The organism is Leptothrix ochracea (assembly GCF_041083635.1).
In the GTDB taxonomy this organism is placed as follows: Bacteria; Pseudomonadota; Gammaproteobacteria; order Burkholderiales; family Burkholderiaceae_C; genus Sphaerotilus; species Sphaerotilus ochraceus.
The window spans coordinates 192,946-215,283 of sequence record NZ_JBFPHB010000005.1 but is presented as its reverse complement, the minus strand read 5'-3'; the positions used below and the strand labels follow the sequence as shown (position 1 = coordinate 215,283).

Below are 22,338 nucleotides of genomic sequence, written 5' to 3'. Positions count from 1 at the left end.
GCCGCCTGATCAGGCTGTGACGACCGGAATCTTGCCGATCTTGGCCGCCCAAGTCTTGGGGCCTTCGATGTGGGCGCTGGTGCCGCCTGCATCGACGGCCACCGTCACCGGCATATCGACCACGTCGAATTCGTAGATCGCTTCCATGCCGAGGTCCGCAAAGCCGACGACTTTGGCGGCCTTGATCGCCTTGGAGACAAGGTAGGCCGAACCGCCCACCGCCATCAGGTAAGCGCTTTGGTTGTCCTTGATCGCTTGGATGGCGACCGGGCCACGTTCGGCCTTGCCGACCATCGAAATCAGGCCGGTCTGCTCCAGCATCATGCGGGTGAAGCCGTCCATGCGGGTGGCGGTGGTGGGGCCTGCCGGGCCGACGACTTCATCGCGCACCGGGTCCACCGGGCCGACGTAGTAGATGACGCGATTCGTGAAGTCCACCGGCAAGGTCTCGCCCTTGGCCAGCATGTCTTGGATGCGTTTGTGCGCGGCATCCCGACCCGTGAGCATCTTGCCGTTCAAAAGCAGGGTGTCGCCCGGCTTCCAGCTGGCCACTTCGGTTTTGGTCAGGGTGTTCAGATCAACACGCTTGGACTTGTTGTAGTCGGGCGCCCAAGCGACGTCGGGCCACAGGTCCAAGCTCGGCGGGGTCATGAAGGCCGGGCCCGAGCCGTCAAGCACGAAGTGGCCGTGGCGGGTGGCGGCGCAGTTCGGGATCATGGCGATCGGCTTCGAGGCGGCGTGGGTCGGGAAGGTCTTGATCTTCACGTCCAGCACGGTGGTGAGTCCCCCCAGCCCTTGCGCGCCGATGCCCAAAGCATTGACCTTCTCGTACAGCTCAATGCGCAGCTCTTCGAGCTTGTTGCTTGGGCCACGTTCGAGCAGTTCAAACATGTCGATGTCGTCCATCAGCGATTCTTTGGCCAGCAGAGCCGCTTTTTCTGCGGTGCCGCCCACGCCAATGCCCAAAATGCCCGGCGGGCACCAGCCCGCGCCCATGGTGGGCACGGTCTTCAAGACCCAGTCCACGATGTTGTCGCTCGGGTTGAGCATGTAGACCTTGGACTTGTTCTCCGAGCCGCCGCCCTTGGCCGCGACGATCACATCGACCGTGTTGCCCGGCACCACGTCCATGAAGATCACGGCGGGCGTGTTATCGCGAGTGTTCTTGCGCTCGAAGATCGGGTCGGAAAGCACCGAGGCGCGCAAGCGGTTGTCGGGGTGGTTGTAGGCGCGGCGCACGCCTTCGTTGACGGCGTCCTGAATGGAACCTGTGAAGCCCTCCCACGTGACGTCCATGCCGATCTTCAGGAAGACGTTGACGATGCCGGTGTCTTGGCAGATCGGGCGCTTGCCCTCAGCGCACATCTTCGAGTTGGTCAGGATCTGGGCGATCGCGTCCTTGGCGGCGGGGCTTTGCTCGCGCTCGTAGGCGCGCGCGAGATGCGCGATGTAGTCGGCCGGGTGGTAATAGCTGATGTATTGCAGGGCAGCGGCGACGCTTTCGATCAGGTCGGCCTGGCGAATGATGGTCATGGTTCAGTCTCGGGTTGAGCGACGCTAAAAATCGGCGCTTATGGTGCTCCGCTTGGCTTGCACCAGTCTGGCTTCACGACAGCCCGCCAGTATGGATCAGCAGCAATGCGCCGCGTTGTGAAAAGAAGGACCTGACCGATATTGATCAAGCTAAGTGTTGGTTTGGCTGAAGGCAATGGGTCAAAGTAAGCACTTCGTAAGAGCCCCTGCCTAATGTCCTGCATTGATACGTCGGCCGAGCGAGGGTGTTCGGCCGTTTGACTTTATCTGCCCAGAGGAGACATAGGCATGACGACTGAAAACCAGACCAAGATTTACACACCGGATGCAGCTTTTGCTGCTGCTGCGAACGTTTCCGGCATGGCTGCCTATGAGGCGCTGTGCAAGGAAGCCGAGACCGATTACGAAGGTTATTGGGCCCGTTTGGCTCGCGAATTCGTCACTTGGAAGACCCCGTTCACCAAGGTGCTGAATCAAGACAATGCACCGTTCTTCAAGTGGTTTGAAGACGGCACGCTGAATGCCTCTTACAACTGCTTGGACCGCAACGTTGAGCGTGGTCTGGGCGACAAGACCGCCATCATCTTCGAAGCCGACGGTGGCGAAGTCACCAAGGTCACGTACAGCGAACTCTTGGCCAAGACCAGCCAGTACGCCAATGTGCTGAAGTCGATGGGCGTGCAAAAGGGTGACCGCGTGGTCATCTACATCGCCATGTCGATCGAAGGCGTGGCTGCGATGCAAGCTTGTGCCCGTATCGGCGCGACCCACTCGGTGGTGTTCGGGGGCTTCTCGGCCCAATCGCTGCGCGACCGTATCGAAGATACCGGCGCCAAGATCGTGATCACCGCTGACCACCAAGTGCGTGGTGGCAAGAAGCTGCCGCTCAAATCCATCGTGGACGAAGCCCTGACCTTGGGCGGCTGCGAAAAGATTCAAAACGTGCTGGTTGTGAAGCGCTCAGGTGCTGAAATCGCCATGACCGAAGGCCGTGACCTGTGGTTGGGTGATCTGGCGGCTCAGCAATCGACCACGTGTGAACCGACTTGGGTTGAAGCAGATCATCCGCTGTTCCTGCTCTATACCTCGGGTTCGACCGGCAAGCCCAAGGGCGTGCAACACAGCACCGGCGGCTATTTGCTGCACGCTGCATTGACCACCAAGTGGACCTTCGACCTGAAGGACAACGACGTGTTCTGGTGCACGGCCGACATCGGCTGGGTCACAGGCCACAGCTACATCACCTACGGCCCGCTCGCCTTGGGTGGCACCGAGATCGTCTTCGAAGGCGTGCCGACCTATCCGGACGCTGGCCGCTTCTGGAAGATGATTCAAGACCACAAGGTTTCGATTTTCTACACCGCACCGACGGCCATCCGTTCGCTGATCAAGGCTGCTGAAGCCAATGATGCTGTGCATCCGAAGAGCTATGACCTGTCGAGCCTGCGTTTGCTGGGTTCGGTCGGCGAGCCGATCAATCCTGCTGCTTGGGAGTGGTACCACCTGCACGTCGGTGGCGGCCGTTGCCCGATCGTGGACACCTTCTGGCAAACCGAAACCGGCGGCCACATGATCACACCGATGCCGGGTGCGACACCGCTGGTGCCGGGTTCGTGCACGCTGCCCTTCCCGGGTATCCAAGTGGCCATCGTTGACGAAACCGGCAACGATGTGCCCAACGGTCAAGGTGGCATCTTGGTCGTCAAGAAGCCGTGGCCGTCGATGATCCGCAACATCTGGGGCGACGGCGAGCGTTTCGTCAAGAGCTACTACCCGTCGGAGCTGAAGGGCTACTACTTGGCCGGTGACGGTGCGATCCGTGATGCCAACACGGCGTACTTCACCATCACGGGCCGTATCGACGACGTGCTGAACGTGTCGGGTCACCGCATGGGCACGATGGAAATCGAATCCGCGCTGGTGAGCTGCACCGAGCTGGTCGCTGAAGCGGCTGTGGTCGGTCGTCCGGATGACACCACTGGCGAAGCCGTTTGTGCCTTCGTGGTGTTGAAGCGTTCGCTGCCCACGGGCGACGAAGCCAAGGCCATCGCCAAGAAGCTGCGTGATCACATCGGCAAGGAAATCGGCCCGATTGCCAAGCCCAAGGACATCCGCTTCGGTGAAAACCTGCCCAAGACCCGTTCGGGCAAGATCATGCGTCGCCTGTTGCGCTCGATCGCCAAGGGTGAAGCCATCACCCAAGACACCAGCACGCTGGAAAACCCGGCTATCTTGGATCAACTGGGCCAGACTTATTGAGCCTTGCTGAGCTGATCGGCCAATAAAAAGCCCCGCCTAGGCGGGGCTTTTTACGACTTCAGTGCCGATTACTTCTTTTGGCTCAGAACCCACGTCACCAATTGCTTGGCTTCAGCTTCTGAAACCTTGGCCTTGTTAGCAGGCATTGGCACAGCACCCCACGAACCTGAACCACCGTTCAGGACCTTTTGGGTCAGCTTGTCGGTGTCAGCAGCGCTGTACTTGGCAGCGACGTCCTTATAGGCAGGGCCCACAACCTTCTTGTCCACCGAGTGGCAAGCCAAGCAGCCCTTGGCCTTGGCCATGTCGAGGCCAGCGTCAGCGAATGCGGGAGCGGAAACAACAGCAGCAGCGGCTGCAATAACGAGCAAAGCCTTCATGGGCATCCTTTCACAGGGGTTGGAGAACTGTAAAGTCGGTAAGACTCGCTTATTCTAACGGAGTGAGATAATTGGCCGTTGACAGGGAATGGGTGGGAAAACCATAGGAACTCAAACTAAATCAGACGGTTTCCCGGCAAGCTCCTGACGCGTAGGTAAAGAGAAATGTTGTTCGTTCTGATCAGCGCCATTTTGATCGTTCTGAAGCTGCTGGACATCGTTCCTGTGGCGCTTTGGCCTTGGTGGTGGATCCTGTCACCCTTGGGTATTGCCATCCTCTGGTGGTCTTGGAGTGACAAGAGTGGCCGCACTGAGCGCAAAGCCATGGAAGAGCATGAATCCAAGCGCAAGGCACGTCGGAAGAAATCGCTTCAAGCCCTTGGCATGGGTGGTCGGCATCACAAAAAGGATTGATGCAGGCAGGGACTCATGGAAGTGGGTAAGGACCGATCACGGTCTTCGTCCGAGGGCTGTTTGCCCAGTGGACAGGGTGGCCTGCGTCGAGTGCGTCATCACGTAGGCGTTCCAGTTCACGCCGATAACGGCGATAAACCACCGGCCGGTTGGCTTGCGGCAGAAAACCATCGCCACCCCATTGATACCAGCGCCCCACCACATACAGGCCATCGCCTCGGCCCGCACCTTCGCCCGGTTCATGGCCGGGTAGCCAGCGGCTGATCAGCACATGGCAACCCTTGGCGGCCGGCAGTTGGGTTGCAAAACTCATGACGCCCCAGTCCTCGGTTTCGATGGATTCCGACACTTGGGATGTCGTCTCCAAGCTGCGGAGCGACCAGCGGCTCACGCCCATGCCTTGGGTCTGGGCGGTGCGTACGGCCAAGAGCGTGCGCCACTGACCATCTTCAGTCCGACGGGCGCGCTCTATGCGTACGGCGCTGGCCTCAAAGGTGGCGCCCATCACTGCCAGCTCCCACAGGCTGGGATCCTCGTCGGGGCTGCTTAGCTCAAACGTTACCCGGCTCACATCCTCTTCGACTTGGCAGATATCCAGTTGTTGCTCCGGCTCAAGCGCGATACGCCAAGCCAAAGCGCAACCGTGCCGAACGACCGGGGCCGGCAGGGTCTGCGGTTTGACGTCACAGGCACCGTCTTGGCGCCACGATTGAAACGCCGCAGGGGCCGCCATGGCAGTGTGGATCCATAAACCCATGCCGCATAGACCGATGCTGTACCGAGCGAGGCGTTTGAAAATCATCTTTCGGGCCCTCTACACTTGCGGCCATGTTAATCCTCGGCATCGAATCCTCTTGCGACGAAACCGGCGTGGCGCTGGTTGAACTGAACACGGCTGGGTCTGCGCAGCGGCCTGTGCTGCGTGGTCACGCCTTGTTCAGTCAAATTGAGATGCACCAAGCCTATGGCGGCGTGGTGCCTGAATTGGCTTCACGCGATCACATCCGTCGTGTGATGCCGTTGCTGCGTGACACCTTGGCGCAAGCGGGCTGCACCCAAGCCGACATTGACGTGGTGGCGTTCACACGCGGCCCCGGACTCGCCGGGGCCTTGCTGGTCGGTGCTGGGTTTGCCTGTGCGCTGGGGCTGGCGCTGGATCGGCCGGTGCTGGGCGTGCATCACCTTGAAGGCCATTTGCTCTCGCCTTTCCTCTCAGCCGATCCCCCAGAGTTTCCCTTTGTCGCCTTGCTGGTTTCCGGCGGCCACACCCAGCTGATGGAAGTGACCGCCGTGGGTGAGTACACCTTGCTGGGAGAAACCATCGACGACGCGGCCGGCGAGGCCTTTGACAAGACGGCCAAGATGCTCGGTCTCGGTTATCCCGGCGGCCCGGCCTTGGCGCGGCTGGCCGAGTCGGGCAACCCCAAGGCTTACAAATTGCCCCGGCCTTTGCTGCGGGGCGAGGAGTTGGATTTCTCCTTTGCCGGGCTCAAAACAGCGGTTTGGACCCAGTTGGGGCGTTTGCCCGAGGGCGACGTCCAAGCACGCGCTGATTTGGCCGCCTCCACCCAAGCGGCGATTGTTGAAGTCTTGGTGGCCAAGTCGCTCATCGCTTTGAAGCAGACCGGCTTGAAGCGCTTGGTGGTGGCTGGCGGCGTGGGAGCCAATCGGCAATTGCGTGCTGATTTGAACCAGCAGTGCGCCCGGCGCGGTATCCGCGTCCATTACCCCGAGCTTGATTTCTGCACCGACAACGGCGCCATGATCGCCATGGCGGCAGCGATGCGTCTGCAAACCGGTCGGGCTGAAGCCCGACGCGAATACGACTTCAACGTCCGGCCGCGCTGGCCCCTTGATGATCTTTAAAGGTTCACCGGCCCGCCCGTGATCCCGGTTGCTGCCTCGCGCGCCTGTTGCTGGCGGGTGCGGTCGAGATAACCATCGGCGCGGCTGAGTTGGTCGCGGATCATGGCGTTGTTCTGTCCCATGACCTCGATGGCTTGGGTGCGGAAGTTGTCCATCGTGTCCATGGCCTGAAAGGTCTGGTCGAACATCTCTTTGATCTTGTCGATGCCGAGCATCGGGTTCTGCGCGAACTGGGTGGTTTGCTCGACGTGTTGGTTGAGTTGGCGGCCGGTTTCGCTGATCAAGTTGCCGATGGTGGCGTTGACGCCCGAGAGCATCTCCATCACTTTGATTTGATTGCCAGTGGCGCGGGCCACGGTTTGGGCCACCGCTAGGGCGCTCATGCCGGTGGTGGCGACACGGGTGCAACCGTTGATCATTTCGCGCCCGGTTTTTTTGAGCACATCCAGCGCCAAGTAGCCGTTGACGCACACCGCTTGCTGGGTTTGGATGTCTTGCAGGTTCTGGCGGGCGTAGAACAGCACCTCTTGGCGCAGTGCTTGGGCGCGCTGTGGGTCGGCGGCTTCAAGGCTGCGGACTTTTTCGTCGAGTCGGGTGTCGAGTTGGGTGGCAAAACGGGCTGCACTGGCCAGTTTGGTCATCGCTTCCCAGAGCTTGGCCCGTGTGGCTTCGATGTCGATCACGTCCTTTTGCATGTCGTCGCGTGCGGCGTAGAGCTGGCTCATCGACGTCTTGATCTGCTCGGCTGCACTTTGGTATTTCTGGAAGTAAGCCTCCAGCTTGTTGCCAAAGGGGATCAGCCCGAGCAGCTTGCGTGGTTGCAGCAAATCGCCTTTGTTGCCGGGATTGAGCTCGTCAAGTTGGGCGCGGATGTCTTGGATCGCTTTGAAGGCGGGCGAGTCTTCGACGCCGACGAAGTTGCGCTGCATGAAGCGCCCCTGCATCAGGTTGGAGGCGTTCGAGATGTCTTCTTTGCCCAGCGCAAAGGCGCTGTCGAGTCGGCTACGAAAGGCGTCGGAGTGGAGGTCTTCGGTGCTCAGTGCGTCGATGAAGCGCAGCACCTGATCATCGATTTGGGCTTTGAGTTCCGCCTTGAGCGGCACGGCTTCGCGCGCCGATTCGACCGGGACAGGGGCGAGGACTTCGGGCGGTTCTAACGTGAAGGTCGGCACAGCGCTCATGGGGTGGGTTCCTTGGATGCTTTGAGTGTGTTGGGTGGCAGATGGAGCGCCGGTGCGTCCAAGCCTTGGGGCGCGAACTTTTGCTTGAGAAAGGTCGAATGAACCAAGAAAGCGTGGGCGTCTTGGGCGGCCAAGTCATCGCCCAGTTGGCTGACCTCGGTTTCCAACTCCGCCAAGGAGGCTTCAAAGATCTGCGCAGCGGTCTTGCCGTTGTCCAGCACGCGGGTGGTGGCGAACTTGGCTGGAATGGCCAGATAAGTGTTGAGCATCTCCGGCAGATAGCTGATGGCGATGTGGCGCGCGTGAAAGCTGTGCTCCATCGACAAGGTGCCCTGCGAACGCTCCCACTGCGCCAGCAGGGCGTCGAGGTTTTTGCACAGCGCCAACACCCGCGCCTGCAAGCTGGCCGGGATGCGGTTGTCGGGGTTGAATTGTGTCAGGCTGCGCACGCCCGCCAAGGCGCGCTCCATCACCTCGCGGGTGCTGCCGTCGTCATCGAAGGCCAAGGGGTGCCAATCTTGCGGGGTGTTGGGCGATGGAAAGCCCAACCACAGCCCACCGATCACAAACCCCGCGCCATAACCCAGTCCGGCCAATCCGAGCCCGAGCGACGTGTTGAGCAGCCCCATGATTTGAAGCAGCAGCACCGCAATGGCCAAGCTTAGGCCGAACCAGTTGGGTGCCGAGAGCAGCACCCGCATCAACATATCCATCACTGCGCCCTCACTGATACGCCCGGATGTCTTTGAAGACGCTGTAAAGGGGGGTCTTGCGCGCGTCAAACACCCGCCCGCCGGTCAGTTTGGCCAGATCTTTCAACGCGGCCTCGTTGGCTTCGCCGAACAGCACCCAAAACACCGGGATCGCCCGCACGTCTTCGGGCAGAGCGGCGTAGCTGGTGCGGAAATCTTCGATCCGCCCCCCGACGTTGCTTTCACCATCGGTGAAGACCACCACCGAGTACTGAAACCCGGAGTGGCTTTGCCGCTCTTCCAGCATGTGTTTGAGCGCCATAAGCACCGTGTCGTACAGGGCGGTGCTGCCCTTCATCTCTAAATGGTCGGCAAAGCTGCGTACTTCCGCCAAGACCTTTTGCTTGGCGGCGCTGTCGCTTTGTTCCTGCACACCCTTGGTCGTGGCCGCTCCGGCAGGGATCTCAAAAGCGGTCAGTCCATATGGTTCGGAGGAGAAGGGTTGCAGCCACAAGCGTTCGCGGTTGGTCAGTTTGGCGATGCGGCCGGTGAGCGAGGCGTCCGCTCCGGCGATGTACTGGATGGCATCGACCAGTTGCTGGCGGCGATTCTCACCGTTCATGCTGCCGCTGGTGTCGAGCACAAAGGTGCTGGCAATGGGCGTGCGGAACTCGTTCAAATAGGCGGCGATCAGGCCATCGGCCAAGGCACGGTCGGGCGAGAAGGGCAGTTCAATCTGCATGCCTTGGCGCGGCAAGATGTCTTCGACCCGGGCCGCCACCGCCGGTTGGATGGGCCGACGCAGGGTTTGGCGCGCCAGCCACGTCTGGGCTTCGTCGCCCTTGAGGTACTCAACCACCTTGAGGAAAGCCTCGCGCTTGGCCTCGTTGAGCAGCATCAGCGGGTAGTCGGCGGTGCTCACGCCTTCAAAGGGGTGGATGAGCACCAGTTTTTCGCGCAGCTTGCCGCTGGCGTTCAGGCTCAGCAGCCAGCTTTCGTAGTTGATGAACGCATTGACGCGGCTGCCTTGTTGCTGGATGAAGCGCTCTGACAGGTAAGTCGAGTTATCGCCCGGCAGCTTGTAGCCCTTGAGAAAGTCAGCAATCGCGCCCCGGTCCACGTCCGCAGCGGTGAGTGCTTCTGCTTTGCCGCCAGCCGCCGCGACCACGCCCATCAAGGCCATGAAGCCTTGGTTGGAGGTCGCGGGATTGGCCAAGGCGTAGTTCAGCTTGCCGGTCTTGGCGGCGTTGGCGATGTCTTTCCAGGTCAGCTTCAGATCGGCCTTGTCCCAGCCTTGCTTATGCGCATCCGACTCACTCACGCCCACCACGATGGGCGAGAGCATGATTTTTTCTTGCAGCTTGACGCGGCCTTGACCTTGCGGGCTGGAGAGCAGGTACTTGGCGTTGGCAAACCAAGCCGCGTCGGTTTGCGAAGCGCCGTTGAGGACCGCCTCGGTGCTTTCCATCGTGCCGCCAAACTTGAACTGCAAGCGCACGCCGGTGGCCTTGCCGACCATCTCGGCCAAGGGTTCGATGTCGCGCAGATCGCTGGTGGCCAGCACGCTGAGCGTGGTTTGCACGGCCGGTGCGGCTTGCGTCGCCGCTGCAACGGTCGCTGGATCCTTTTTATCGCAGGCCGTCGCCAGGAGAGCCAAGGCAAATAAGGCGGCGATTGCTAGCCAGCGCGGGGTTTTCATTGGGTCATCTCCTTGGCAACCGTCTCAATCATCTCTGCCATCAGGCTGTAAGCCGGTGGGTCCACCACTTGGGTCAGGCGCGGCTCCACCGCCAAGCCGGTGGGCTTGACGGCGGCAACAAAGCGTTCGGTATCGGCGATGCGAAAGCCGTACTGCACCGCCAAGCCTTGCAGCTCCGCATCACTGGCCAGCAATTCGCCCAAGGCTTTGGCGCGCTCATTGAGGGCCACAAACACTTCCTTGTTGACGATGGTCGGCTGCGGGTAGATCAACACCATGTCAGCCCCCACGCCTTGCTTGGCGAGGGCGTAGGCCACCAGTTGGTTTTCATAGATGAACGCCATGGGCGTTTTGCCCAGGCCAATGGCCACGTAGTCGTCAAAGTTGCCGTTGACGTAGTTTTCTTGGTAACCCTGCCGCTTGAAGAGTTCGGCTAGCTTTTGCGCCAGTTGCTGCGCGGTGGGGCGGTCGCTCACCACATCACCGTTCAAGGCGTAGCTGGTCAGCGCCAGCCAGAGCGCGCCGGAGTTGCTGCGGCGTAAATCAGTCGTCGAGACCAGCACGCTGCGACTCACGGGGTAGGCCTCGGCGCCCTTCAGATCCTTCCACTTCTTGCGCGCCAGCATCAGCTGGGTGAGCTGTGCCATATCCACGCTGTAGACCTTGGGCGAAAGGGCTTTGGCCAAACCGTTGGCCACCAAGATTTTGGCAATCGGCTCCCAAGAGGCGATCACGGTGGGTGAGTGAAAAGGTGTGATCTGCGTGGCGCTCAAATGTGCTTGGGCGGCGGCATCGACAATTTGATTGGCGGCGACCACGCCCGAGGAAAAGAGAAAGTCCGGGCCCGTTCCGCCTGCGACCACTTTGGCCGCCATGTCGCGGCTGCCCACCCGGGTCACGTTCACCACCATGTGCTTGGCCGCCAAGAGGCGCGTGACGCGCTCATCCTTGAAATAGCCCTCGACATCGACCGCGATCAGCCCTTTGAGGGTCACGGTGGCGGCGATGTCTGCCGCTTGCTGGACCTTGTCATGCTGCACCTGTTTTTCACCGCGCAGGGCCAGAAAAAGAACCCCACCAAAAGCCGCGAGGAGGGCCAAAGTGATCGTTGCCCGTCTTGCAGTCGTCATGGCCATGGTCAAGATCCTTGTGTTTTGTGGTGCTTTGCAGGCAGTATCCCCTTCAGCTCAGACTTCGGTCAACGCTATCTGCGTGGTGGATGAGGTGGCTCAAGTACGATGCCACCTTCTTTGGAGGTAGGCCATGAACGTGAAAAAACAATTCGTTGCATCCTTGTCGTGGCTGGCTGGTTTTGAAAGATATGCCATCAAGTTGGCCAAAGGCATCATCTTGATGGGCTGGATCGTGGTTCTTTCTGTGTCCTCTTGGTATGCGCTTTATTTTGGAATCGCCAACATTATTTCCAAGATGTCGGTGAATCAGATCATTTCCAGCGATGCCCATAGTTTGGAGGCCTGTCGATCCAGTGTCGGCAGCCGCTTGCATTGTTTCATTGTTGAAAATGACTTGAATTCGCGCGGTAGTCCGCCGATTGAATCGATGCTTCGGGCGATTGGGTATGAAAATCTAAAAATTGATCCGCAAATCAAGGATGTTGCAACGCCTACGAGCGGTAGCCGTCGGATGACGGTCGAAGATGACGCTTACATCAGTCTATTCAGCAATGTGCGCGATCTTTTGATCGCCCAAGCGTTGAGTCCAGACAAAAAAGATCAAAAAGCCATCGCCTACAAAGAGATGGTGCCAAAATATTTTCTGAACGACCATCTGGTGGAAATGGTTGATGTTCCGTTGGATGTGAAGTTATGGATGTCAGAATATGCCGATCGGGCCGATGCTGATAATAAAAAAATCAAGCTGATGGATACCTTTACCATTTTGCTGGTGCTGGGGGCCTTTGGTAGTTTGATTTTCTTGACGAAGGATTATTTGCTTCCCAATGAGAATGCTGGCTTATCGTCTTACATTTTCCGGCCTATTTTGGGTATGTTTTTGGCGCTGGCGATGTTCGTCCTTGATCTGGCGGCGCACTCTCTTTTATCCAGCGCTCCGATTCAGTTCGTGCGCAACGAAACGCTTTACCTCTTGGCGTTTGCCGCCGGGCTGCTGTCTGAGCACGCCTATGGTTTGCTGCTTAAGCGTGCCGAAGAGGTGTTGGATGATGAGGAAGAGAAAACCCGGCTGAACGTTGCTGATCCGAAAGCGAGCCAGCCCGAGTCCTGAAGGCCCTTCGGGAGCCAAACACAGGGGGAGCCCCGATAATTGCGCCCTAAACATTCAGCCTATGACATCGCCTACCACCTCCCCTCGCTCTCCCGAACTCCTCCTGCCTGCCGGTTCGCTGGCCAAGATGCGGGCGGCCTACGACTTCGGCGCGGATGCGGTTTACGCGGGCCAGCCGCGTTACTCCCTGCGGGCGCGCAACAACGAATTCCGCTTGGAGCAAATTGCCCAAGGCATCGGTGAGGCGCACGCGCGTGGCAAGAAGTTCTTCGTCACCAGCAACTTGCTGCCGCACAACGACAAGGTGCGCACCTATCTGCGCGACATCGAGCCGGTCATCGCCTTGAAGCCCGACGCGCTGATCATGGCCGACCCCGGTTTGATCATGATGGTGCGTGAGCAAATGGAGCGCGGCTGGCCTGAAGTGCCGATCCATCTCTCGGTGCAGGCCAACACCGTCAACTGGGCTTCGGTCAAGTTCTGGCAAAAGGTGGGCGTGGCCCGGATCATCTTGTCGCGCGAACTGAGCCTCGACGAGGTCGAAGCGATCCGCAACGAATGCCCCGACATCGAGCTCGAAGTCTTTGTGCACGGCGCGCTGTGCATCGCCTACTCGGGCCGCTGTTTGCTCTCGGGCTACTTCAATCGGCGTGATCCCAACCAAGGCACCTGCACCAACGCCTGCCGCTGGGACTACAAGACCCAAGCCGCCACCGACGAGACCGACGCGGGTGAGGTTCAGCCGATCAAGATGGCGGATGACTTCAACTTTGCCCAAGCCCAACAAGAAGACGAAAGCGCCTTTGCCGCCTGTGGTGGCAGCCCACGCCATCCGCTGGCTGACAAGGTGTATTTGCTGGAAGAAAGCCAGCGCCCGGGCCAACTGATGCCGGTGATGGAAGACGAGCACGGCACCTACATCATGAACAGCAAAGACCTGCGCGCCATCGAGCACGTGGGGCGGCTGGCACGCATTGGCGTCGATTCGCTCAAGATTGAAGGCCGCACCAAGAGCCTTTATTACGTGGCACGCACCGCGCAGATCTATCGCCGCGCCATCGACGACGCCGTGGCCGGTCGTGAGTTCAACCCTGAGTTGCTGCTGGAGCTGGAAAGCTTGGCCAACCGGGGCTACACCGCTGGTTTCTTGGAGCGTCGCCCGACGCAGGACTATCAAAACTACATCAGCGGCCACTCTGAAATGCACCGCAGCCAGTTCGTCGCCGAAGTGGTCGCCACCCACCCCGACGGCTGGGCCGAACTGCTGACCATGAACCGCTTCAGCGTCGGTGACACCCTGGAAATCATCCACCCCAGCGGCAACCGTCAAATCGTCCTCGAAACCCTCCAAGACGCCGAAGGCCGCCCCATCACCGTCTCCCCCGGCAACCCCCACCGCGTCCGCATGCCCCTCTCCGGCCCCTGCGACGGCGCGCTGGTGGCACGGATGATGTGATGAGCTTTAGCGCAGCACCATCATCTTCCCAAAAGACGCCAGCTGAACCACTTCGGTGAGGGTGAGGTTGGCTTGGGTGAAGAGGGCTTGCCATTCGGCGTGGGTGCGTTCGCGGCCACGGGTGCCCATGAACATTTGCATGTCGAACGACGCCAAGGTGAAGTCAGCTTGCTGCGCGGGCATGACCATTTCGAGCAAGATGATGCGAGCTTGGGCTGGTTTGGCAGCGGTGGCGACTTGGCGCAGGATGGTGAGGGCGGTGGGGTCGTCGAAGCCGTGCAGGACGGCGCTGAGCAAGTAGGCGTCGCGGTCGTTGCGGGCGCTGGGCAGGCTGTGGCGGGCGTCGCCCACTTCAAAGCGCATGCGGGCTAGGCAAGCGCCGAGATCCGCCGTCTTGGCCTTGGTTTGCTGCGCGGCCCAGTCGCGCTGGGCGGCCTCGATGGTCGAGGCGCGGTCCACCACCACGGCGTGCAGGTGCGGGTGGCGTTTCAGGATCGCCATGGCCTTGGTGCCTTTGGAGCCACCGACGTCGATCAGGCGATCAAAGGCGCTCCAGTCAAATTCAGTGGCGAAGCTGTCGCCGGTCAGGGCTTCGACGCTGTCCATCGCTTCGGCAAACAAGGCATCAAAGGCCGGATGGCTGTCCATGTAGTCGAACAACTCTTGGCCGTGCTGGCTTTGAAACGGCACGGAGCCTGTGCGGATGCTTGCTTCGAGCGTGTTGAACCACGGTGCGCTCATCTCGGGTGAGTTGTGCATCAGCACCATCGCCCGCACGTTGGGTTGCTGGTCGGTGCGCAAACCGTTGGAGAGCTTGTTGTTGCGGTAGACGCCGGGGCTCACTTCCTCAAACACCCCCATCGCGGCCAACATACGCAGCAGCCGGGCCAGCGCCGCCGCATCGGCCCCGACGCGGGTGGCGATGGTTTCGACCGTGCACGGTGCATCCGCCATCACGCTGGCCACATCCAGCCGGGCGGCAACGTAGAGCGCGCGCGACTGCCAAAAAGCCGAGCCGATCTGCAAAAGCCGAAACGCCGGGGGTGTCATGCGGTTCGGCCATTGCGCCATGCGGTCGGCCAAGCGGGCGGCGACGGCAAAGGCGCGGGCGATCAGGGGGCGACGTTGCAGGCTGCGGCTCATGGGGTGTCCTTGGGTGGCGTGGGCGGGGTGGGTGATGTGGAGGGCGGCATCAGGCTCGTGCTCAGCCCGGCGGCGATGAGTTGGCCGTTGAAGCGCGCCAATTGGTGCAGAAAGGTCGCGTCCATCGGGCGCTCCATCTGCTCTTCAAAAACGTCTTTGAGCAGCATCGGCATCATCGCCAAGCTGACAAATGCCATGCGCAGCACGTCCGGGTCCACCTCGGTGCGCAGCTGACCGCTGTGCTTCAGGTCGTCGAGTCGTTTGGCCCCTCGGGTGCGACCGCGCTCCAGCAACTGATGGACGAAACGCCGCCCGGGACTGTGCTTCAACGCCAGCACTTTCAAGATCAGCCTGGGAAAGTCCGGCGTCGTCGCCATGGTCCGGTAGTACAGATCCAAGTAACCCGCAAAGCCGTCGAGGCTGCTGAGCATGTCGCCGTCCAGCACCTCCAACATCGGCAGCAAGTTGGTGCGAATCATCTCTTCGTACAGGCCCTCTTTGCTGCCGAAGTAGTAGCGAATCATCGACACATTGGCCTGCGCCGCCTCAGCAATGCGCCGGGTGCTGACCGCGTGATAGTCGTCGGCGAGAAAGCACGCCTTGGCGGCTTGCAGCAAGCGTTCACGCACGGGCGTGGGGGTGTCAAGTGGCGTGTCTTGGTTCATAGGTGAATGCACGCGAGCGTACCCACCCCGCAGCCACAGCGGGTCTGGTTTCGTCAATCAAGAGGGGCCGCTCGATTGAGATGCCTTGGCTCAGAACCCCGGTGTCGAGCTGGGGATGCCGGGGGAGTTGGCGGAAGTGGGCGAGCTGTCGTTCATGCCGATGTGGCTTTGGAAGCTTCCGTCCGCCCATTCGCTGTAGAGCCAGTCGCCGCCGCTGTGTTGCACGCCTTCGGGGATGGGCACATCGACCACCGGGCGATTGCGCAGGGCGCGTTGCATGTACTCGATCCAGATCGGCAGTGACAGGCCGCCGCCTGATTCGCGCGCGCCCAAGCTTTGCGGCGTGTCGTAGCCCATCCAGACCACCGCCACCAGTTCGGGTTGGAAGCCAGCGAACCAAGCGTCCACGGCGTCGTTGGTGGTGCCGGTTTTGCCGTAGATGTCGGTGCGCTGCAAAGCGGCTTGGGCGCGGGCTGCTGTGCCGCTGCGGGTCACTTCTTGCAGCAAGCTGGCGGTGAGGAAGGCGTTGCGCGGCGGGATCACCCGCATGCTTTCATCCAGCACCACCGGCGGGGCTTGGAAGAGCACCTTGTCGTTGGCGTCGGTGATGCGCTCGATCACCAGTGGGTTGATGCGCATGCCGCCGTTGGCCACCACCGCGTAGGCGCTTGCCAGTTGCAGCGGCGTGGTGGAGCCTGCGCCCAGCGCCAACGTCAGGTTGTCGGGCTGACGCTCCAGATCAAAGCCAAAGCGCGCGGCCCACTGGCGCGCCGTGGCCGGGCCGAGCAGTTGCACCAAGCGGATCGTGACCATGTTTTTCGACTTGGCCAGCGCTTGGCGCAGCGTCATCGGGCCTTCGTACTTGTCGTCCGAGTTCTTCGGGTCCCAGCCGCCCAGCAAGCTGGCGTCCATGGGCGCGTCGTTGATCACTGAGGCCGGCATCACGCCGTTTTCCAGCGCGGCTGAGTACAAAAAAGGCTTGAAGCTCGACCCCGGCTGACGCCACGCTTGGGTGACGTGATTGAACTGGTTTTCAGCGAAATCAAAGCCACCCACCAAAGCGCGCACCTTGCCGTTGTTTGGCTCCATCGACACCAGCGCCGCTTCAACCTGCGGCCATTGGGTCAGTGCCCAAGCGTTGCCGGTTTTTTGAACGCGGATGATCGCGCCCCGGCGCAGGCGGTGGTCGTTGCCGAGCTTGACCTGATCGCCGTTGGCCAGCGTGGCCACGATCTGCTTCGAGGTGGCTTCGACCACGATGGCGACGCGCAAATCGTCGTCGTCGCGGTGTTCGCCTAGGACGCGGGCGATGTCGCTCTCGCTGGCGTCCTCGGGCAGTTCTTCTTCCGCTTCAGGACCGCGCCAAGCTTGGCGGCGGTTGTAGTCGAGCACCCCTTTACGCAGCGCCGCCCATGCGGCTTGCTGGTCGTCGCTGCGCAGGGTGGTGTGGACCTTGAAGCCTTCGGTGTAGGCTTTTTCGCCGTATTGGGCAAAGACCGCTTGGCGGGCCATTTCTGCCAAGTACTCGGCGTGCATCGACTGCCCCGCGTGGCGCACGCGCAGTGGCTCAGCCTTGGCGGTGGCCCACTGGGCGTCGTTCAGCACACCCACGTCGTGCATGCGCTCCAGCACCACCAGTTGGCGTGTCCGGGCCCGTTCCAGGTTGACCATCGGGTTGGCGTAGGACGGGTTTTGCGGCAGCCCGGCCAGCATGGCGCACTCGGCGCTGCTCAGGGCGGCGAGCGATTTGCCAAAGTAAACCCGCGCCGCCGCTTCAAACCCGTAGGCCTTTTGGCCAAGGAAAATCTGGTTCATGTACAGCTCAAGGATCTGGTCCTTGCTGAGCTGGCGCTCAATCTTCAAGGCCAACAAGATCTCCGAGATCTTGCGCATGTAGGTTTTGCGGCTGGTGAGGAAGAAATTGCGCGCCACCTGCTGCGTGATGGTCGAGCCGCCTTGGCGTTTGCGGCCCAAAAACAAGTTGGTCACGACGGCCCGGGCCACGCCGCGCAAACTCACGCCGCTGTGCTCACGAAACTGCCAGTCTTCCACCGCCAACAAGGCGTTTTGCATCGAGGCCGGGATCTGCTCGATGGGCACAAAGTAGCGCCGCTCCGCCCCAAACGCCGCCAGTTCCACCCCGTCGCTGCTGTAGACCTGCAAGGCCAGCTTGGGGTGGTAGTCGTTGAGTTGTGTCACATCGGGCAATTGCGGATAGATCACCGCCGCCGTCAGCCCCAGCATGGCCAAGCCCGCGCCCATTGCCACCACCCCAGCGGTGAGCCACCACCGCCAACTCCGAACCCCCGTCCGCAGGGACTGCCACACACGCATTGAACGACTCATCGGATCCATCGGAAATAAGGGGTTGATCAGGGGTTGCTGTGGTTTTGAGGCCCAAAGCACAAGGGGCGATTATGGCGGCGGCCCATCCCAACCCTCACCAAGCCGCTACAGTTTCATCTCCAACTGGAGACCCGACATGAGCCCCAAGAACACGATTTGTCTTTGGTATGACGGTAGCGCCTTGGAAGCTGCGCAGTTCTATGCCGCCACGTTCCCCGACAGCGCCGTTCGCGCCGTTCATCGTGCCCCCGGCGACTATCCCGCCGGCAAAGAAGGCGATGTGCTGACCGTCGAATTCACCGTGCTGGGCATCCCGTGCCTTGGCTTGAATGGTGGCCCGGGCGTCCCGCACACCGATGCCTTCTCGTTCCAAGTCGCCACCGACGATCAGGCAGAAACAGATCGTCTCTGGCACGCCATCCTCGACCACGGCGGCCAAGCCAGCGCCTGCGGCTGGTGCAAAGACAAGTGGGGCCTGTCTTGGCAGATCACCCCCCGCGCCCTCATCAAGGCCATCAGCGACCCCGACCCCGCCGCCGCCAAACGTGCCTTTACCGCCATGATGGACATGACCAAGATCGATATCGCGCTGATTGAGGCGGCGAGGAGGGGGTGAGGTTTGGAGCGAGGATGCTGATCGCCACCCCACAAAAAAGCCCGCCGAGGATCATCCCCGGCGGGCTTTTCAACGTTCAGGCTTTGGCTTAAGCCTTGGCCGTCTCTGCGTACTCAGCGATCTGGTCGAAGTTCATGTACTTGTAGATGCTGGCGGCGTTTTTGGCGACGATGCCGACTTCGGCCAAGTATTCCTCGACGGTCGGGATCTTGCCCAGTTTGGCGGCTACGGCCGAGAGTTCGGCGGAGCCTAGGAACACGTTGGTGTTCTTGCCCAAACGGTTGGGGAAGTTGCGGGTCGAGGTGGACATGGCAGTGGAGCCTTCCTTGATCTGCGCTTGGTTGCCCATGCACAGCGAGCAGCCCGGCATTTCCATGCGAGCACCCGCGCCGCCCAAGGTGGCGTAATAGCCTTCCTTGGTCAGCTCGGCGGCGTCCATCTTGGTCGGCGGGGCGATCCACAGGCGCACCGGGATGTCCTTCTTGCCTTCCAGAATCTTGCCTGCGGCGCGGAAGTGACCGATGTTGGTCATGCAGGAGCCGACGAAGACTTCGTCGATCTTGGTACCGGCGACTTCGGAGACGAACTTGGCGTCATCCGGGTCGTTCGGGCAGCAAACGATCGGCTCTTTGATGTCGGCCAGATCGATTTCGATCACGGCAGCGTACTCGGCGTCCTTGTCGGCCTTGAGCAGGTTCGGGCTGGCCAGCCAGGCTTCGACCTTCTCGATGCGACGGGCCAAGGTCTTGGCGTCGGCGTAGCCGTTGGCGATCATGTTCTTCATCAGAACGATGTTCGAGCGCAGGTATTCGGCCACGGGTTCTGGGTTCAGCTGCACGGTGCAACCGGCGGCGGAACGTTCAGCCGAAGCGTCAGAGAGCTCAAACGCTTGCTCGACCTTCAGATCGGGCAGGCCTTCGATTTCCAGCACGCGGCCCGAGAAGATGTTCTTCTTGCCTTGCTTGGCCACGGTCAGCAGACCGGCCTTGATGGCGTACAGCGGAATGGCGTGCACCAAGTCGCGCAGCGTGATGCCCGGTTGCATCGTGCCCTTGAAGCGCACCAGCACCGATTCGGGCATGTCCAGAGGCATCACACCGGTGGCGGCGCCGAAGGCCACCAGACCGGAGCCAGCGGGGAAGGAAATACCGATCGGGAAACGGGTGTGCGAGTCGCCGCCGGTGCCCACGGTGTCGGGCAGCAGCAAACGGTTCAGCCACGAGTGGATCACGCCGTCGCCCGGACGCAGGGCCACGCCGCCACGGTTCGAGATGAACGAGGGCAGCTCGCGATGCATCTTCACGTCCACCGGCTTCGGATAAGCGGCGGTGTGGCAGAAGGACTGCATCACCAAGTCGGCCGAGAAGCCCAGGCAAGCCAAGTCTTTGAGCTCGTCGCGGGTCATCGGGCCGGTGGTGTCTTGCGAGCCCACGGTGGTCATCTTCGGTTCGCAGTAAGTGCCGGGGCGCACGCCTTGGCCTTCGGGCAGACCGACAGCGCGACCGACCATCTTTTGCGCCAGCGTGAAGCCGGCGTTGGTGGCGGTCGGAACCGAGGGCAGACGGAACAGGGTGGAGGCGGGCAGACCGAGGAACTCACGGGCCTTGGCGGTCAGCGAGCGGCCGATGATCAGGTTGATCCGGCCCCCAGCGCGCACTTCGTCGAGCAGCACGTCGCTCTTCAAGGCGAAGCTGGCCACTTCGGCGCCGTTCTTCAGCAGCTTGCCGTCATAGGGCAGCACGTCGATGACGTCGCCCATCTCCAGCGTGGAGACATCGACTTCGATCGGCAGCGAGCCGGAATCTTCTTGGGTGTTGAAGAAGATCGGCGCGATCTTGCCGCCGAGGGTCACGCCACCGAAGCGCTTGTTCGGCACAAACGGGATGTCTTGGCCTGTGGCCCAGACCACCGAGTTGGTGGCCGACTTGCGGCTGGAGCCGGTGCCGACCACGTCGCCGACGTAGGCCACGAGGTGGCCCTTGGCCTTCAGGTCTTCGATGAACTGCATCGGGCCGCGCTTGCCGTCTTCTTCGGGCTTGAACGCAGCGTCCGGGCGGGTGTTTTTCAACATCGCCAAGTAGTGCATCGGGATGTCCGGGCGGGTGGTGGCGTCCGGAGCCGGCGACAGATCGTCGGTGTTGGTTTCGCCAGGCACCTTGAAGACGGTCACGGTGATCGACTTGGGCACTTCGGGACGGGTGGTGAACCACTCAGCGTCGGCCCACGACTGCATCACTTCTTGCGCCTTGGCGTTACCCGCCTTGGCCTTGACGGCGACGTCGTTGAAGTAATCAAACATCAACAAGGTCTTCTTCAGACCTTCGGCCGCCACGCTGGCGACGTCTGCATCGTCCAGCAAGTCGATCAGCGGGTGCACGTTGTAGCCGCCCACCATTGTGCCGAGCAGCTCCGTGGCCAACGACTTGCTGATCAGGGCCACAGCGATGTCGCCGTGGGCCACAGCGGCCAAGAAGCTGGCCTTGACCTTGGCCGCGTCATCCACGCCTGGGGGCACGCGGTGGGTCAGCAGATCCAGCAAGAAAGCGTCTTCGCCAGCGGGCGGATTCTTGATCAGTTCGATCAGTTCGGCGACTTGCTTGGCATCGAGCGCGAGCGGCGGGATGCCGAGGGCGGCGCGTTCAGCCACGTGTTGGCGATAGGCTTGCAGCATGGGGGCTCTCCGAAAGGAAGGTGGGAAAAGAAGGTGGTGGAACGGAATCCGTGCATTCTAGGTCTTATAGAAGACTTGTCCAAAATCACGGGTTGGGGAAAAAGTGGGCCAATGCACCTTGCGATGGGCCAGACGTGCGGAGCATGGCGGTGTGGTGGGCGCGTTCCAGCACATGCCAGAAGTAGCGGTAGCTGGCGCGGTCGTGCAACTGATCTTGGCCGCCGTGGCGATGGCGGATCGGCCCCCACTGCGCCGCTTGGGCGGCCAGCAAGATGTCGGCGGCGAGTTGGATTTCTTCGGTGCTGGGCGCAAACGCCGCCACGATCGGACGGATCTGATCCGGGTGGATGCTCCACATGCGGGTGTAGCCCAGCTCCGAGGCGGCGCGCCGGGCCGCGTCTTGCAAGGCGGCGGCGTTTTTGAATTCAGTCACCACGCAGTGCGAGGGTGTTTTGCCGTAGGCGTGGCAAGCGGCAGAAATTTCCAGCTTGGCGCGCAGCACCAAGGGGTGCGAGAACTGGCCTTGGACCGTCATGGCTTGCTGCGGGATGGCGCCGCGGTGCTCGGAGACGAAATCCATCAGCCCAAAAGAGAGCGACTCGATGCGCGGATGCGCTGCCAAGGCGTGCACATCGCGCAGCGCGCCGTGGGTTTCGACCAGCGCGTGCAAAGGCAAAGGCAGATCCTTGGGCCGCTGCACGTTGTGGCGTGCTTCTGCGGCTTCGATGATGGCCACAGCGCGTTCCAGATCGTTGCGGTCGCGCGGTTTGGGCAGCATCAGGTAGGCCATGCGCGCACCCGCTTGACCGATCAGCACATCGACCATGGCCTCAAAGGCGGGGTGATCGACGGTTTGCACCCGAGCACCGACTCGACCAAAACGGTTCTCAGCCGAGTTGATCAGCTCGGCCATCAGGTGCGCGTGCTCGACCTCACCGCCCACCGGCGCGCCGTCTTCGCCATCCAAGGTGATGTCGAACACCGGCCCCAGCTCGGCTTGCAAGGCCAAGCTTTTGCGCATACGCACTTCCACACCGCAGTAGTGGTCGCAGACCGGCAGCGAGGGGGCCGACTCATCGGCACCAAACAGGGCTTCACGGGGATGGATGACAGGCATGGTGGGGGAGGGCCAAGCAAGAAAAAGGCCGGTTGCGCAAGGACACAACCGGCCGA

At 61.3% G+C, this 22,338-nt stretch carries 18 protein-coding genes; 6 read left to right on the top strand and 12 right to left on the bottom strand.

Features of this window, described 5'->3' with window-relative positions; genetic code table 11:
* Positions 1-9: 9 nt before the first annotated feature.
* Complete coding sequence (locus AB3X39_RS02465) at positions 10-1,533, bottom strand: fumarate hydratase (RefSeq protein ID WP_369415765.1); 1,524 nt, start codon at positions 1,531-1,533, stop codon at positions 10-12.
* A gap of 288 nt (positions 1,534-1,821) precedes the next feature.
* Here AB3X39_RS02465 and acs point away from each other — a divergent pair, with 288 nt between their 5' ends.
* Positions 1,822-3,792: an acetate--CoA ligase gene (gene acs / locus AB3X39_RS02460; RefSeq protein WP_369415764.1), complete on the top strand. Its 1,971-nt coding sequence runs from the start codon at positions 1,822-1,824 to the stop codon at positions 3,790-3,792.
* 68 nt (positions 3,793-3,860) lie between these two features.
* Here acs and AB3X39_RS02455 read toward each other — a convergent pair whose 3' ends face one another.
* Positions 3,861-4,172, bottom strand: a complete 312-nt coding sequence (locus AB3X39_RS02455) for a c-type cytochrome (protein ID WP_369415763.1) — start codon at positions 4,170-4,172, stop codon at positions 3,861-3,863.
* A 165-nt stretch (positions 4,173-4,337) separates the two neighbouring features.
* On the opposite strand from AB3X39_RS02455, the gene AB3X39_RS02450 reads away from it, so the two are divergent.
* A complete protein-coding gene (locus AB3X39_RS02450; RefSeq protein WP_369415762.1) occupies positions 4,338-4,586 on the top strand; it encodes a TIGR04438 family Trp-rich protein in 249 nt (82 codons plus the stop codon).
* 13 nt (positions 4,587-4,599) lie between these two features.
* Here the strand turns inward: AB3X39_RS02450 and AB3X39_RS02445 are convergent, their stop codons facing one another.
* On the bottom strand, positions 4,600-5,388 hold the full coding sequence (locus AB3X39_RS02445) for a hypothetical protein (protein WP_369415761.1): 789 nt from the start codon (positions 5,386-5,388) through the stop codon (positions 4,600-4,602).
* A gap of 26 nt (positions 5,389-5,414) precedes the next feature.
* Here AB3X39_RS02445 and tsaD point away from each other — a divergent pair, with 26 nt between their 5' ends.
* Positions 5,415-6,452 carry a tRNA (adenosine(37)-N6)-threonylcarbamoyltransferase complex transferase subunit TsaD gene (gene tsaD / locus AB3X39_RS02440; RefSeq protein ID WP_369415760.1) on the top strand — a complete coding sequence of 346 codons (1,038 nt, stop codon included), beginning with the start codon at positions 5,415-5,417 and terminating at the stop codon, positions 6,450-6,452.
* On the opposite strand, the gene AB3X39_RS02435 is transcribed toward tsaD, so the two are convergent.
* From AB3X39_RS02435 to AB3X39_RS02420, 4 genes are read right to left on the bottom strand one after another with little or no spacing between them, the layout of a single operon-like run.
* Positions 6,449-7,633: a toxic anion resistance protein gene (locus tag AB3X39_RS02435; protein ID WP_369415759.1), complete on the bottom strand. Its 1,185-nt coding sequence runs from the start codon at positions 7,631-7,633 to the stop codon at positions 6,449-6,451. The genes tsaD and AB3X39_RS02435 overlap by 4 nt on opposite strands.
* Positions 7,630-8,346, bottom strand: a complete 717-nt coding sequence (locus AB3X39_RS02430; protein ID WP_369415758.1) for a hypothetical protein — start codon at positions 8,344-8,346, stop codon at positions 7,630-7,632. Before AB3X39_RS02430 ends, AB3X39_RS02435 begins: the two co-directional genes overlap by 4 nt.
* 10 nt (positions 8,347-8,356) lie before the next feature.
* The gene (locus AB3X39_RS02425) at positions 8,357-10,024 is read right to left on the bottom strand and encodes a vWA domain-containing protein (RefSeq protein ID WP_369415757.1); all 1,668 of its coding nucleotides are present in this window, start codon (positions 10,022-10,024) and stop codon (positions 8,357-8,359) included.
* Entirely contained in the window at positions 10,021-11,160 is a 1,140-nt protein-coding gene (locus AB3X39_RS02420; RefSeq protein ID WP_369415756.1) for a hypothetical protein, read from the bottom strand. The genes AB3X39_RS02425 and AB3X39_RS02420 overlap by 4 nt, the downstream gene beginning before the upstream one ends.
* Before the next feature lie 127 nt (positions 11,161-11,287).
* Here AB3X39_RS02420 and AB3X39_RS02415 point away from each other — a divergent pair, with 127 nt between their 5' ends.
* Both AB3X39_RS02415 and trhP read left to right on the top strand, forming a co-directional pair.
* Entirely contained in the window at positions 11,288-12,268 is a 981-nt protein-coding gene (locus AB3X39_RS02415; protein ID WP_369415755.1) for a hypothetical protein, read from the top strand.
* Between the two features lie 61 nt (positions 12,269-12,329).
* Positions 12,330-13,724: a prephenate-dependent tRNA uridine(34) hydroxylase TrhP gene (trhP, locus tag AB3X39_RS02410; protein ID WP_369415754.1), complete on the top strand. Its 1,395-nt coding sequence runs from the start codon at positions 12,330-12,332 to the stop codon at positions 13,722-13,724.
* 6 nt (positions 13,725-13,730) lie between these two features.
* Here the strand turns inward: trhP and AB3X39_RS02405 are convergent, their stop codons facing one another.
* From AB3X39_RS02405 to AB3X39_RS02395, 3 genes are all read right to left on the bottom strand, one after another.
* Positions 13,731-14,867 (bottom strand): methyltransferase, encoded by a 1,137-nt coding sequence (locus tag AB3X39_RS02405; protein ID WP_369415753.1) that lies wholly within the window; start codon positions 14,865-14,867, stop codon positions 13,731-13,733.
* Positions 14,864-15,532 (bottom strand): TetR/AcrR family transcriptional regulator, encoded by a 669-nt coding sequence (locus AB3X39_RS02400; protein ID WP_369415752.1) that lies wholly within the window; start codon positions 15,530-15,532, stop codon positions 14,864-14,866. The genes AB3X39_RS02405 and AB3X39_RS02400 overlap by 4 nt, the downstream gene beginning before the upstream one ends.
* Positions 15,533-15,622: 90 nt before the next feature.
* A complete protein-coding gene (locus AB3X39_RS02395) occupies positions 15,623-17,878 on the bottom strand; it encodes a penicillin-binding protein 1A (RefSeq protein WP_369415751.1) in 2,256 nt (751 codons plus the stop codon).
* Positions 17,879-18,014: 136 nt separating this feature from the next.
* Between AB3X39_RS02395 and AB3X39_RS02390 the strand changes: the two genes are divergently transcribed.
* Complete coding sequence (locus tag AB3X39_RS02390) at positions 18,015-18,494, top strand: VOC family protein (RefSeq protein WP_369415750.1); 480 nt, start codon at positions 18,015-18,017, stop codon at positions 18,492-18,494.
* 88 nt (positions 18,495-18,582) lie between these two features.
* On the opposite strand, the gene acnB is transcribed toward AB3X39_RS02390, so the two are convergent.
* Both acnB and AB3X39_RS02380 read right to left on the bottom strand, forming a co-directional pair.
* A complete protein-coding gene (gene acnB / locus AB3X39_RS02385) occupies positions 18,583-21,165 on the bottom strand; it encodes a bifunctional aconitate hydratase 2/2-methylisocitrate dehydratase (RefSeq protein ID WP_369415749.1) in 2,583 nt (860 codons plus the stop codon).
* Positions 21,166-21,250: 85 nt separating this feature from the next.
* Positions 21,251-22,282 (bottom strand): HpcH/HpaI aldolase/citrate lyase family protein, encoded by a 1,032-nt coding sequence (locus tag AB3X39_RS02380; protein WP_369415748.1) that lies wholly within the window; start codon positions 22,280-22,282, stop codon positions 21,251-21,253.
* Positions 22,283-22,338: the final 56 nt, after the last annotated feature.

Excerpts from the sequence above, each read along its gene's own strand:
- AB3X39_RS02465 (WP_369415765.1), bottom strand. The coding sequence starts at position 1,533 with ATGACCATCATTCGCCAGGCCGACCTGATCGAAAGCGTCGCCGCTGCC.
- acs (WP_369415764.1), top strand. The coding sequence starts at position 1,822 with ATGACGACTGAAAACCAGACCAAGATTTACACACCGGATGCAGCTTTT.
- AB3X39_RS02455 (WP_369415763.1), bottom strand. The coding sequence starts at position 4,172 with ATGAAGGCTTTGCTCGTTATTGCAGCCGCTGCTGCTGTTGTTTCCGCT.
- AB3X39_RS02450 (WP_369415762.1), top strand. The coding sequence starts at position 4,338 with ATGTTGTTCGTTCTGATCAGCGCCATTTTGATCGTTCTGAAGCTGCTG.
- AB3X39_RS02445 (WP_369415761.1), bottom strand. The coding sequence starts at position 5,388 with ATGATTTTCAAACGCCTCGCTCGGTACAGCATCGGTCTATGCGGCATG.
- tsaD (WP_369415760.1), top strand. The coding sequence starts at position 5,415 with ATGTTAATCCTCGGCATCGAATCCTCTTGCGACGAAACCGGCGTGGCG.
- AB3X39_RS02435 (WP_369415759.1), bottom strand. The coding sequence starts at position 7,633 with ATGAGCGCTGTGCCGACCTTCACGTTAGAACCGCCCGAAGTCCTCGCC.
- AB3X39_RS02430 (WP_369415758.1), bottom strand. The coding sequence starts at position 8,346 with ATGGATATGTTGATGCGGGTGCTGCTCTCGGCACCCAACTGGTTCGGC.
- AB3X39_RS02425 (WP_369415757.1), bottom strand. The coding sequence starts at position 10,024 with ATGAAAACCCCGCGCTGGCTAGCAATCGCCGCCTTATTTGCCTTGGCT.
- AB3X39_RS02420 (WP_369415756.1), bottom strand. The coding sequence starts at position 11,160 with ATGGCCATGACGACTGCAAGACGGGCAACGATCACTTTGGCCCTCCTC.
- AB3X39_RS02415 (WP_369415755.1), top strand. The coding sequence starts at position 11,288 with ATGAACGTGAAAAAACAATTCGTTGCATCCTTGTCGTGGCTGGCTGGT.
- trhP (WP_369415754.1), top strand. The coding sequence starts at position 12,330 with ATGACATCGCCTACCACCTCCCCTCGCTCTCCCGAACTCCTCCTGCCT.
- AB3X39_RS02405 (WP_369415753.1), bottom strand. The coding sequence starts at position 14,867 with ATGAGCCGCAGCCTGCAACGTCGCCCCCTGATCGCCCGCGCCTTTGCC.
- AB3X39_RS02400 (WP_369415752.1), bottom strand. The coding sequence starts at position 15,532 with ATGAACCAAGACACGCCACTTGACACCCCCACGCCCGTGCGTGAACGC.
- AB3X39_RS02395 (WP_369415751.1), bottom strand. The coding sequence starts at position 17,878 with ATGAGTCGTTCAATGCGTGTGTGGCAGTCCCTGCGGACGGGGGTTCGG.
- AB3X39_RS02390 (WP_369415750.1), top strand. The coding sequence starts at position 18,015 with ATGAGCCCCAAGAACACGATTTGTCTTTGGTATGACGGTAGCGCCTTG.
- acnB (WP_369415749.1), bottom strand. The coding sequence starts at position 21,165 with ATGCTGCAAGCCTATCGCCAACACGTGGCTGAACGCGCCGCCCTCGGC.
- AB3X39_RS02380 (WP_369415748.1), bottom strand. The coding sequence starts at position 22,282 with ATGCCTGTCATCCATCCCCGTGAAGCCCTGTTTGGTGCCGATGAGTCG.